The organism is Anaerotignum lactatifermentans DSM 14214 (assembly GCF_900142265.1).
Lineage (GTDB): Bacteria > Bacillota > Clostridia > Lachnospirales > Anaerotignaceae > Anaerotignum > Anaerotignum lactatifermentans.
On sequence record NZ_FRAH01000088.1, the window covers coordinates 1 to 12192 of the forward strand.

A 12192-nucleotide genomic window follows, 5' to 3' on the forward strand; every position below is an offset into this window, starting at 1 on the left:
AGCATTGCTGAAAGCCCTGTATCTGGCTACCTTTGAAGCCACAAAAAAATGGACAACCACCATCCGGAACTGGGGTCAGGTCTACGGAGAATTAAGTATTATGTATGAAGGACGGCTTCCAGAATAAAAAGAACAGATTGGTTAAAACAGGCAGAAAAGCCGCCTGTTATTGACATGCCATCTTTTGGATGGTATATATAAAACAAAGGTGGAGTGCTTCATTTCAAAGCATTCCACCCAGTCTTATCATAGAAGAATCTTATTTACAGACTTTTCTTCATACCCTCTTTCAAAGCATTCCACCCAGTCTTATCATAGAAGAATCTTATTTACAGACTTTTCTTCATACCCTCATGATATCCGCTTGGATCAACAAAGTTTACCACAATATCTGCTTGAAATGCTGCCGTTTTTTCATTATAGTAGCGAACAATATCATAATCTATGATTTCACAATTTTCATAAGAATTTTCTTCCAAAGTTTTTTTCATAGTTCTGCATCTGAAATGTCAGGTGTTTTGTTTTTGTCAATGTTCAGATTTTCAATATTTTTCCGATCTCCTGTACATTTGATTGTTTTTACAGATTCCTGCACGATGGTAAGTTGATAACCATAATTAGTCTTATAGTCACCCAGATAGTAATCAATATCCAGGTAATGGATAGAAGGTGTATTTGCGGAAGTATATTCTGTGATAACAAAATCGGAAATAGTAAATTTAGGATCTATATTTTCTTTTATATATTTTTCGATGGAATCATATTGTTTGGATTCTGGAACGTATATCAAATTGTTATCGTTGCATAGGATATCCTTTCCATTTTCGTTTATGATGGTATCTGTGGTTTCTGGTTTGCTTGTTTCGTCTGCTGTTGATGCATTGACGGATTTTTTATTGATTCGTATTGTATGGCTTTCCGAATCCCAAATGACTTCCAGATTTGTCAGAGCTGCAATATCCCTTATGGAGAAATAGGTATATCCGTTGATATGATAACAAGACAAAACTTCTTCGACTCCATCTACAATAACTGTTTGCTGTGTCAAAGTGATTTGAAGGGGAGAAGTATCTTTTGTTACTTCATTTTTCGTAGTATTTAGATTATGTTCTTCCAAAGACAAAAGAACTACTTTGTTTATATGATCCCATTGGATTTTAAAATCGAATGCTTCGGCAATATCACGCAGTTTTATGTATGTTCTGTCATCGATTAAATAAGTAGAGATATTATTTAAAGATTCTGTTCCGCTTTCTGTTTTTGTTACGATCGGATACTTATTGGTAATTATGCTGGATGTCTTTGCAAAAGCTGATATAGGACAGCAAATTTGGACTGCAATCATACAGCCGGCAGCAAGCTTATATAATCTTTGATGGAAATGCCTGTTCATGATCATCACCTCTTGCTTGTATGCAAACCGCTATTTTCTTATTTCTATTATAACTGAATTTCTAATAAAAATCTCAACATTCTAAGCATTTTGTTTATTACGATGCTGATAAATTATACCCTGATGTACAAAATACTTGTATGCCTTTGAAACAGTATGTAAAATGAAACTATGGAAAAGATAATTTGTTTTATGGCTGAAGGCAGAGGATTCATGAAAATAGCTTGATGAAACAAACGAGAATATCAATTAGGAAGACTTCTTTCTTCTATGCAGAAAGAATTGGATGGTGTTAGGAAAATTATACTAGACTGCGCGGAACCTGAAAAATCGGATTCTTTAGATAAGTTTTGACTGAAAGGATGATAGATCTTGGAACAGAGGATGCAGGAGGAACAGCTTGAAAAAATGCGTTTAAAAGCAAAGAATTTGGAGAAAGTTGTTGTCGTTTTATCTGTTGTCATGCTGCTTGTTTATATAGCAATTGGCTATTTGCTGGCGACTCAAGAAAATGGAATAGGTACCCTTTCTGGCATGAAAGCGGTTATTTTTATTGCGGAAATCATTTTTGTGGTAGCAGTTGTGGCAGTAGGAACAGGTTTGCTCTTATGGCTGATTATTGTAAAACATGCTTATGATAAGTTCAATTTAAGTTTTAAATCAAAGTATGTACAGCAAGTCATTAGTTCCATAGAAGGTTTTGAAAAACTTCAATATGTGCCAAAAGGCGGCTTTACATGGGATGATGTCAGAAACGCGGCAGCTGTAAATTCCGGTGATAAAAGATATTATGACAGTGAAGATTTGCTCATGGGAGAATATGAAAACATCAGATTTCAGATAAGCGACGTGTGTACACGTAAGATGGTTCGTATGAGCAAAAAGAATCGTGTTGAAGAAATATTCAGTGGACAGATGATTTGTTTGGACCAATTTGATGACACAAAGAGAAGCAATGGACATATTCAGATCTTTGAGAAAAAATTTATGTCCAACATGGTTGGTTGGAAGGCTGAAAATGAAATCCACACGGAGAATGAGATATTTAATAGCCGTTTCAGTGTATTCGCCTATGATGAGCATAATGCATATTACATTTTGACGCCGCAGCGTATAGAAAAAATCATGCATTTTGCAGATGTCATGAATGGGCAAGTATCCTTTGTATTTCGGGATGAAAAGTTATTTGTGGCAGTCAGACGAGACAGTATGTTTGATGCAAGTATGGATGAACCTGTTTCAAAGCAAACAAAGAATATTATAGAAGATGCGGAATTTATTCAAATGGCAAAGGAAATTCTCATTGCTTCATAATCGAATTGTTTTTTCAAAATAATAGCAGATAGAAAATATAAAAGGGTGGGGGTCTATGAAATATTTTTTAGTGGCACTAATGCCTGCACTGATACCAATTGTGCTGTCGCTGGTTTTTGTTCTGGTTCTTCGTTCTATTTGTATTCGTATCCAAAGACCAAGGGAACAAAGAGGCGATACATATACACCATTATCACCAACGCTGCAATGGATGAATACAGCCGGTTCTATACTGCTGGCGACCAACGAAGGTAATTTCCGTTATATGGCAGGTATTTACTATCCAGGCAATGAAAATAAACCTGAAATTGTTGATTCTATAAAAAGATCTCTTTGGGATTATTGGGGTATACAGGGGCATGAAAGTGCTATGGATGCAATGACGCGTTTGGTTCATTCCGGTATGCGGGTATGGTATGGGGAGGAAATGGCAAAGTTGGAAATAATCTATCATGGCTATTCTGAAGAAGAATTGATTGAAGCAGCCAAACTGGAAAATCCAAAAGCCGATGAAGACAGTTTTCTTCCCAAAATGATGATGGCTTACAGAAGATATGGTGAAAATGCATTGCTTGGCTGGGATATGGGGCGTGCCGCGTATATCTTACAGTGGTGTTACTTTGTGGGCTATGTTTCTATGGAAGAGGTTCTGGAGATTGGTGTAGAGGCTGGGAAAAAGGCGCAGCAATACTTTCAGAATTGGGAAGAAATGATGGAAAGTTATCTTCTGGGCGGACAATTCTGGCAGAGAGAAGATGCTTCAGATCCTAACTCCATGACAGCAAAACGCTGGAAGATATATGAGGCGCTTTGGAAAGGACAAAAGCCATACAAAATGATTCCGTATACAACCATTCCATTTGATACCCCTCTATCTAAAGAGATTATGACAGACAAATATGGGATTATGCCAGCGTATCAGAAACATTATAAAACAGAAAACAGTTAAAACGGGCAGGTGAAAAGTCATGGCGATGATTGAACAAAATATCAGTGGTGTCAAACTGGAAAAGCTACGTCAAAAAGCGGTGAAGAAAACAAAGTTTTTGAAAAAAATGCCGAAGGTCGTTTTTGTTGTTTGTTTGCTTCTTGCCATGTTAAAGCCAAGAAATATCGGACTTTTTTTGATTTTGACCAGTGGGGAAGGTCTGGATTTTGGAACCATAGGCATTGGAATCATCATGATTTTAGGAGAGATTTTGTTGGCATTTTGCATAGCGGCAGCGGCTATGGGGTTTTATCTATTGTTGTCATGGAAAAAAACGTACAATGAATTTAACGATAATTATAAAAACAAGTACGCCTTACTGAAGATCAGAGAAGTTCCTGGATTTTCTAATTTAAAATATGCTGCAAAACAGGGCATCTCATTTGATGAGCTGACGAAAGTCGGTCTGTTGCCGGGACAGGCAAAATCATTTTATGAATCAGGCGATTATTTTGAAGGAGCCTATGAGGGAATCCGCTTTCGTGCAAGCAGCGTGAAAACTTATGAACCTGATAATTCCACATTGACGGTATTTGATGGACAGGTAATTGTTTTTTCAGCATTCCATGCATTTAAAACCAGTGAAACCGCTATTCAGATTTTCCCAAAGAAACAAAGTGGGAAGATGAAAGGATTGACCCTTCGGGAAAAAGTAGAAACAGAGAATGAAGCATTTAATAGCATGTTTTCTGTGTGTGCTGAAAATGGACACAATGCGTTTTACATTCTGACACCGCAAGTCCTAGAAGATATTCTGGAATTTGCGAAAATCATCCAAAATCATGTTTACATTGTATTTTCTGACCAATCTATGTATTTGGGATGCGAGCAAATGCAAAATCCCTTTAATGCTATTGTAGATCTGCCCATAGAAGAACAAAGCAAGAACATCGTTATGGCAACAGAAGTTATACGAAAAGCAAAAGAAATGCTGATACATATAGAGAACCAATCAGGAAAGGAATGATTTTATGTATACATTTTTTTGTGACTTTGCTTCATTGAGCAGAAAGGATGCTGGAGATTGGGTATCCAATTGCAGCAAGCTGGCAGATGAGGCATTTCTAAACAGCAGTAATCAAACAAGGCTTTTGGGGAACCTCCTTGTGTTGGAACAATATATGCATACACTGGAGCAAGGACTGCAGGAAAATGGAGAGGAACCGCTTCCTATTACCTATCAGTCCATACAGATGCTTTGGGACTATTTAGATGGAAAGATAAAACCCTCCGATTTTGCAGACTTTGCCAATGCTCTTTATGCCTGCGTTCTGGAGTTTATGGTTGGTCAAGAATTAACAGAGGAGCAGGCTGCGTTTTATGACAATCATTTTCCAGAAGGTAATGATAATCTGGTACAGTGGGAGATCTTGTGCTGGGCTTCTTTTTTGATGTTGGAGCTGTTGTCCATTTATGGAGAACGTCTTGACTTTGATGAGTTTGAAAGCTGTGATGCTGTTGATTTTGTAGAAATTGATGAGATGCTGAATGGGCTGAATGATGCCTGCATAGACTTTGCAGGGGTGGAATGTCCTTCTTCTTATGCGAAAGATGTTATAAAAGCAATGGAAGATGTGTATGAAACGCCGCTGTTCCAGTCTATCGTGCTCCAAATTCAAAAAGGGCTGAAAGATGCACTGAAAGCGGCACCGGATGATTATGCAAAACTGAGAGCGGAATACCAACAGTATTCCATTGTCCCGCAGGAATTTTCAGCGGATTTGATGGAATACTAAGGGGAAATATTATTTCAGAAAGGTCTAACTGATTTATGTGAATCAGGAGGACCTTTTTCTTTTATAAATCGAATTTGGTGATAGTGTGATTTCGTGAAATTACTATACATTACGAAAAAATTGTGCTATACTTTCTTCTGCATTTATATAATCGGCAGTTTGAAATGTATGTTTCATCTGCCGGACTGGTTCGTGAACTTCCCAGTATAAAAAACCAAGTATCTCAATCTCGCATTCGGGTATTCCCGTTTCTGCGGGAACCGATGCGAAAAACAGAATCGGAAAGGAGATTGGAGAATGAATGCAAAAAAAGTAATAATTGATTGTGATCCCGGCATAGATGATGTGCTGGCGCTGCTGTTAGCACTGCGGTCGCCGGAACTGGATGTGTTGGGAATCACGGTGGTGTGCGGAAATGTTCCGACAACGCAGGGGGCAGAAAATGCCTTGAAAGTTCTATCACTATTGGATCGGCTGGATGTGCCCGTGTATCTGGGGGAAACAAAACCTCTTGTGCGAGATTATGTGGACGCTACAGATACCCATGGTGCAGATGGACTTGGCGAAAGTTTTCTGCCGAATGTGACAGATGTGCGCCCCAAAGAAGGTGCTATTCAATTTCTGGCACAGACACTGTCAGAACAGAAAGATGTATCTATCATTGCCCTGGGTCCTCTCACAAACATTGCACGACTGATTCAGGATTATCCTGCGTGCCTTGAGGGGCTGAGTGAACTGGTGACAATGGGCGGTAGCTACAAAAGTCATGGGAATTGTTCCCCGGTAGCGGAATACAATTACTGGTGTGACCCTGATGCGGCAAAGGTGGTATATGAAGCCTTTGAAAGCCATCCGGCTTTGCGTCAGAAACAGATTCAAATGATTGGTTTGGATGTGACCAGAGAAATTGTATTGACACCCAATCTGGTTGAGTATATGACCTGTTTGTCTCAGGAAATCGGAAACTTTATTCGCAATATTACACGTTTTTATTTTGACTTCCATTGGAAACAGGAAGGTGTCATTGGCTGTGTCATCAATGATCCCCTTGCAGTTGCTTATTGTATCGATCATAGCCTGTGCAAGGGATTTTCGGCTTATACCACAGTGGAAACAGCCGGAATATCATTGGGTCAGACAGTGGTAGACACCTATGATTTCTGGAAAAAAGAAAAAAACAGTCATATTTTAACTGAAACAGACCCTTATCGTTTCATGACCTTTTTCATTACCCATGTATTTGGTGCAGATGCGTCAGATGTACGACATTTTCTGCGACAAATTATGGTGGAAAACGCTGGCAAACGTGTTTGGATGCCAAAAGATGAAGAGGTACCTGTAGAAATGCTGAAAGGGGATGTTGTAAAATGAGAAAAATTACGGTTATGCAGATTTGTTTTTTGGGAATTGCTACAGCTTTGAATGTGGTGGGAGCCAATATCGCATTATTGCTCCGGCTTCCGATCTATTTGGATTCCTTGGGAACGGTTTTATCGGCAGTTATGCTAGGTCCTGTTTATGGTATGGTTCCGGGCATTCTAAGTGGTGTTATCAGTGGATGCACCAGTGATATTTACTCATTTTATTACATTCCTGTGCAAATGGTTGTGGGGGTTATGGCTGGTATTTTCTATCAGAAAATCAGACCAAACGGCAGACAATTTTGGAAAGTGTTATTGACAGCACTTTGTGTTTCACTGCCTGGTACCGTTGTCAGTTCTGTCATTACGGCAGCTGTTTTTGGCGGCATTACATCATCAGGTTCCAGTCTACTGGTGCAGCTTTTGCATGCAGGTGGACTTGGGATGACAGCCAGTGTTTGCGTTGTGCAGGCAATCACCGATTATTTGGATCGTATTGTCATTGTGTTCTGCACAGTGATGCTTTATGGCATGCTGCCCGCTTCTCTGAAACAAAAGGTACAGAAAGGAAATTCCCATGGAACGGTATAATGAAATTACAAACAAAAATCAACGGGAAATCGTGTTGCTTCAGGGACGCCCCTGTGCCTGGGGAAAATGCGTTTTCTGCGATTATATAGCGGATAATTCAAAAGACAAAGATGCGATGGTGCGCCTCAATCATGAAGTGCTTTCCCGTGTAACAGGAAAATATGGCGTATTGGAAGTCATCAATTCTGGAAGCTGTTTTGAACTTCCCGAAGAAACATTAGAAGAAATCCGGAATTTAATTCATGAAAAGAAGATTCAGAAATTGTTTTTCGAAGCCCATTGGATGTACCGGCATCAATTGCAGCGTATGCGAGAATATATGGGTATTCCCATTATTTTCAAAATTGGTGTGGAAACATTTGATTGGGATTTTCGGGAAAATTATCTGAATAAGCATGCTGACTTTACATCACCGGAAGAAGTCAGGGCATATTTTGAATCTCCTTGCTTGATGGTAGGCATCAAAGGGCAGACAAAAGAAATGATTGCCAGAGATATTGAACTTTTGAAAAAGTATTTCCCGCTGGGAACCGTCAATGTATTTACCAATAACAGTACATCAGTAAAACGGGACGAAGAATTAGTTGCATGGTTTATGGAAACATATCAATGGCTTTTGGACGATCCATCTGTGGAAGTCCTTTATGAAAAAACGGACTTTGGTGTTGGAGATTAAAGCATATCATTATTATATATAAAAAAGGCAGACAAGTAGCTTCCCATTAAGAAAATGTTGGTTTTCGTTTTATTGATTTTTTAAGGGGAATTACGACTGCTGTCTTCAGAAGAAAACCTACCAAATTATATCTCAGTAAAAATAAGAAAGCTGGAATCCTTTGTTTGATGAGGATTTCAGCTTTCTTTGTTTTCTTATGAAGATGCTCCTAAATTTGTCTGCCTTTTCTTTATGCGTTTGTTTCTGCAGGAGCTTCTGTTTCTTCCATACAGCGGCGGAAGAATTTCTTTTGATAGAACATGAAATAGATGATAAACAGTACTGCTGTAAAACCCCAGGAGATAGGGTAACTCATCAAAATGGTTGTAACGCTCAAATGGGTTCTTACAAAAATGAAGATCCACAAAATACGCAGTACGCAAACACCACCGCAAGTCATCAACATAGGAACGACCACGTTACCCATACCACGCAGGGAACTGGACAATATTTCGATGAAGATAAAGAGTGCATAGGATGGTGCGATAATGTGGATGATCTGCATGCCGATTTCGATAACTTCCTGGTCTGATGTGAAAAGACGCAGAAGATATGGACCAGCCAAAAGCATGACAGTTGTCAGCAGCAGAGAAGCAATCAAGTCCATGAGCAAACATACTTTGATGCTCTTTTTCATACGGTCAAATTTACGTGCGCCATAATTCTGACCAATGAATGTAATGATGGAAACGCTGAATGCACCGGAAATCATCCAATAGATTGCGTCAATTTTTGCAAAAGCTGTATGAGCTGCAACGGTTTCTGTACCCAGACTATTTAAAGATGTCTGGATGATGATATTGGAAATACCATACATAACAGACTGCAGTCCGGCAGGGAGTCCAATGGTGATGATGGCAATGAGCAAACTTTTGTAAAAACGAATCTTGTTTGGACGCAGCCGATAGATGTCTACAGACTTAGTCAATGAAAGAATGACCAGTAATGCACTGACAGCCTGAGAAATCACTGTTGCAAAGGCGGCACCTTTTACCCCCAATTTCAAATAAACAACAAAAAGAATATCCAAAAAGATGTTTAAAAAGCAGCAAACGATCAAAAAATAAAGGGGACGTTTGGAGTCGCCAACAGCACGCAGGATACCAGAGCCGATATTATAGACAAAAACAAAAATGATACCGGCGAAATAAATGCGCAGATACATGGTAGAACCTTCGATAACATCTGCAGGGGTATTCATCATTTTCAATAAGGATGGAGTTAATAAAATTCCCGCAATACCAGTCACAATACCGCCCACAATGGACAATGCAATGGCTGTATGAAGTGCATTATTCAGTTTGATTCGGTCTCTAGCGCCATAATAACGAGCAATGATGACAGTGGCACCGGATGCAAGACCAACGAAGAAGTTTACAACCAGGTTTACAATCTGCCCTGTAGAGCCGCCTACGGCAGCCAAAGCCTGTGTACCGACAAAACGACCTACGACAACGGTGTCTGCTGTGTTATATAATTGTTGAAACAATGTACCTAATAATATAGGAAAAAAGAAAAATAGCAGCTGTTTCCAAATAACGCCTTCTGTAATTTGATTTTTCGACATTGCTGTGACACGCATAACGGTTCTCCTTTACGAATAGCAAATTTTATTTACTAATGTAATACGAATTATCCTACAGAGCAATACTTTTTTCAGAAAAATACAATTGCGCTCTTGTGACTTTTTAGAAAAGTGCTATGATACAAATGAATGGAGGCGGAATATGTATGCAAACCATTGAACAAGCTCTGGAAAAATTATCCAAATCAAACTTCAGAAGTAAATTTTATCTAAAAGAAGCAGATTTTTCTTATATAGAACGAGTCGGTATGGAGAAAATTGCACAGCATGCCAAGGAATTTGTAAAAGAGCGATTGGCGCCGGCAAATCCCAAAAACGATGGGAAACAAACGCCTATGAAAGGGCATCCAATTTTCGTGGCACAACACGCTACAGCATGCTGTTGCAGGGGATGTTTAAACAAGTGGTATGGTGTGAAAATGGGTGTACCACTGTCAGAAGTGCAGCAGCAAAAGATTGTAAATTTATTGATGGCGTGGACAGAAAAACAAGTGAAACAGCACATGCATAATGTTTTTGTAAAAGAACAAGCAAATGAAAATATGAAATTGTGAAGGAAGAAATGTTATGATATAATGGATGGCGGATGAAGTACATTTGTGTGTAGTACAAGGAAAATACATTTATGATAAAGGAGTTTCTATGAGAGGAATTTACACATCAGTTATTGATATTCGAAGAAAAGTATTTACAGAAGTTGCTCGCCTTGCCTATGAAGGCGGCGATTATGCCAAAAAAATTGAACAGTTACCATTTAAAATTTTGCCTGGTGAATTGGCATCTTACAGAGAAAGCATTTTTCTGGAACGTGCTATCATTGGGGAACGGCTGCGTCTTGCCATTGGTCTGCCGGTGCGAACAGCAGCAGAGTCTGCCCCTGTTTCTGATGGGATCGAAGAAAGTGCCATTGCACGTAAGTATTACGATCCACCGCTGATTAATATCATCAAATTTGCTTGTCATGCGTGTCCAGAAAATAAAGTTTTGACAACCAATGGATGTCAGGGCTGTCTGGCGCATCCCTGTACAGAAGTATGCCCGAAAGATGCCATTCATATAGTCAATGGACGTTCTGTCATCGATCAGGATAAATGTATTCAGTGCGGCAGATGTATCGATGTATGTCCCTATAATGCGATTATCCACCAGAAGCGCCCTTGTGCGGCTGCCTGCGGTATTGATGCCATCAGTTCTGACCAGTATGGACGAGCAAAAATCGACTATGACAAATGTGTTTCCTGCGGGATGTGTCTGGTAAATTGTCCTTTTGGCGCTATTGTTGATAAAGGGCAGATTTTCCAAATGATTCAGGCTATGAAAGAAGGACATCGTGTATATGCGGCAGTAGCACCTGCCTTTGTGGGACAGTTTGGTCCTAAAGTAACGCCAGGAAAACTTCGTTCTGCGATGAAAGCCCTTGGTTTTACTGATGTTATTGAAGTTGCAGTGGGCGCTGACTTGTGTGCAACAGACGAAGCGAAAGACTTTATGGAAAATGTGCCCGATAAACTGCCTTTTATGGCAACATCCTGCTGCCCGGCTTGGTCAGTGATGGCGAAGAATCTTTTCCCAGAATTTAAAGACTGTGTTTCCATGACATTGACACCTATGGTACTGACAGGGCGTCTGATTAAGTTGAAAGATCCGGAGGCAAAAGTTGTTTTTATTGGTCCATGTGCAGCGAAAAAACTGGAAGCCAGCAGAAAAAGCGTGCGCAGTGACATTGACTTTGTACTGACATTTGAAGAAATGATGGGCGTTTTTGAAGCGAAAAACATTGATTTGGAAGCAATGGAAGAAGAAAAGGAAGTTTCTGAAGCAAGTCGTGACGGACGAAACTTTGCCATTGCAGGCGGTGTTGCAGAAGCCGTTGTAAATTGCATCAAAAAGATGTATCCAGATCAGGAAATCAAAGTGGAAAGCGCGCAAGGTCTGCGTGAGTGCAAAAAATTGATGACACTGGCAAAAGCAGGGAAATATAATGGTTACCTGCTGGAAGGAATGGCGTGTCCCGGCGGATGTGTAGCTGGTGCCGGCACCTTGCAGGCTATTAATAAGTCTACCATGGCAGTCAAACAATACGCAACCAGTGCGGACTATCAATACTGTTGTGATACGGATTATCTGAAAGATTTGGAAGAGTTAGGAAAATGATTTAAATATAGAAAGAAGTCAGAAAACCATTGAACTGAACCCAAAAAGTTAGACAATATTTTCAAATTAAAATTGTTTAAGAAGCCAGAAGGGCTTGTTGTCTGTAAATTGCAGAGGGTATGAAGAAAAGTCTGTAAATAAGATTCTTCTATGATGAGGGTATGAAGAAAAGTCTGTAAATAAGATTCTTCTATGATAAGACTGGGTGGAATGCTTTGAAAGAGGGTATGAAGAAAAGTCTGTAAATAAGATTCTTCTATGATAAGACTGGGTGGAATGCTTTGAAATGAAGCACTCCACCTTTGTTTTATATATACCATCCAAAAGATGGCATGTCAATAACAGGCGGCTTTTC

The 12192-nt window shown here is 39.5% G+C and carries 12 protein-coding genes, 1 pseudogene and 1 riboswitch; of the genes and pseudogenes, 10 read left to right on the plus strand and 3 right to left on the minus strand.

Going from position 1 to position 12192, the window contains the following annotated elements; translation table 11 throughout:
* Positions 1 to 127: pseudogene (locus BUB35_RS20170) on the plus strand (IS256 family transposase); the annotation flags it as partial.
* Positions 128 to 329: 202 nt separating this feature from the next.
* Here BUB35_RS20170 and BUB35_RS19130 read toward each other — a convergent pair.
* Entirely contained in the window at positions 330 to 491 is a 162-nt protein-coding gene (locus BUB35_RS19130; RefSeq protein WP_159432908.1) for a hypothetical protein, read from the minus strand.
* A complete protein-coding gene (locus BUB35_RS16125; protein ID WP_072853425.1) occupies positions 488 to 1393 on the minus strand; it encodes a copper amine oxidase N-terminal domain-containing protein in 906 nt (301 codons plus the stop codon). The genes BUB35_RS19130 and BUB35_RS16125 overlap by 4 nt, the downstream gene beginning before the upstream one ends.
* A 372-nt stretch (positions 1394 to 1765) precedes the next feature.
* On the opposite strand from BUB35_RS16125, the gene BUB35_RS16130 reads away from it, so the two are divergent.
* The 7 genes from BUB35_RS16130 to BUB35_RS16160 all read left to right on the plus strand — a co-directional run bounded on the left by BUB35_RS16130 (position 1766) and on the right by BUB35_RS16160 (position 8059).
* Positions 1766 to 2707: a DUF3137 domain-containing protein gene (locus BUB35_RS16130; protein ID WP_072853427.1), complete on the plus strand. Its 942-nt coding sequence runs from the start codon at positions 1766 to 1768 to the stop codon at positions 2705 to 2707.
* Between the two features lie 55 nt (positions 2708 to 2762).
* Positions 2763 to 3656 carry a DUF1266 domain-containing protein gene (locus tag BUB35_RS16135; RefSeq protein WP_072853429.1) on the plus strand — a complete coding sequence of 298 codons (894 nt, stop codon included), beginning with the start codon at positions 2763 to 2765 and terminating at the stop codon, positions 3654 to 3656.
* Positions 3657 to 3675: 19 nt separating this feature from the next.
* Positions 3676 to 4662: a DUF3137 domain-containing protein gene (locus BUB35_RS16140; RefSeq protein ID WP_072853431.1), complete on the plus strand. Its 987-nt coding sequence runs from the start codon at positions 3676 to 3678 to the stop codon at positions 4660 to 4662.
* A 4-nt stretch (positions 4663 to 4666) separates the two neighbouring features.
* The gene (locus BUB35_RS16145; protein ID WP_072853433.1) at positions 4667 to 5431 is read left to right on the plus strand and encodes a hypothetical protein; all 765 of its coding nucleotides are present in this window, start codon (positions 4667 to 4669) and stop codon (positions 5429 to 5431) included.
* 179 nt (positions 5432 to 5610) lie between these two features.
* A riboswitch (PreQ1 riboswitch) is annotated at positions 5611 to 5655 on the plus strand.
* A 73-nt stretch (positions 5656 to 5728) separates the two neighbouring features.
* On the plus strand, positions 5729 to 6802 hold the full coding sequence (locus BUB35_RS16150) for a nucleoside hydrolase (RefSeq protein WP_072853435.1): 1074 nt from the start codon (positions 5729 to 5731) through the stop codon (positions 6800 to 6802).
* Complete coding sequence (locus BUB35_RS16155; protein ID WP_072853437.1) at positions 6799 to 7383, plus strand: ECF transporter S component; 585 nt, start codon at positions 6799 to 6801, stop codon at positions 7381 to 7383. The genes BUB35_RS16150 and BUB35_RS16155 overlap by 4 nt, the downstream gene beginning before the upstream one ends.
* Positions 7370 to 8059, plus strand: a complete 690-nt coding sequence (locus BUB35_RS16160; protein WP_072853439.1) for a radical SAM protein — start codon at positions 7370 to 7372, stop codon at positions 8057 to 8059. Before BUB35_RS16155 ends, BUB35_RS16160 begins: the two co-directional genes overlap by 14 nt.
* A gap of 229 nt (positions 8060 to 8288) precedes the next feature.
* On the opposite strand, the gene BUB35_RS16165 is transcribed toward BUB35_RS16160, so the two are convergent.
* Complete coding sequence (locus BUB35_RS16165) at positions 8289 to 9680, minus strand: MATE family efflux transporter (RefSeq protein ID WP_072853441.1); 1392 nt, start codon at positions 9678 to 9680, stop codon at positions 8289 to 8291.
* 149 nt (positions 9681 to 9829) lie between these two features.
* On the opposite strand from BUB35_RS16165, the gene BUB35_RS16170 reads away from it, so the two are divergent.
* Positions 9830 to 10237: a DUF4186 domain-containing protein gene (locus tag BUB35_RS16170; RefSeq protein ID WP_072853443.1), complete on the plus strand. Its 408-nt coding sequence runs from the start codon at positions 9830 to 9832 to the stop codon at positions 10235 to 10237.
* Positions 10238 to 10325: 88 nt separating this feature from the next.
* The gene (locus BUB35_RS16175; RefSeq protein WP_072853445.1) at positions 10326 to 11837 is read left to right on the plus strand and encodes a 4Fe-4S dicluster domain-containing protein; all 1512 of its coding nucleotides are present in this window, start codon (positions 10326 to 10328) and stop codon (positions 11835 to 11837) included.
* The last annotated feature ends 355 nt before the right edge of the window (positions 11838 to 12192 follow it).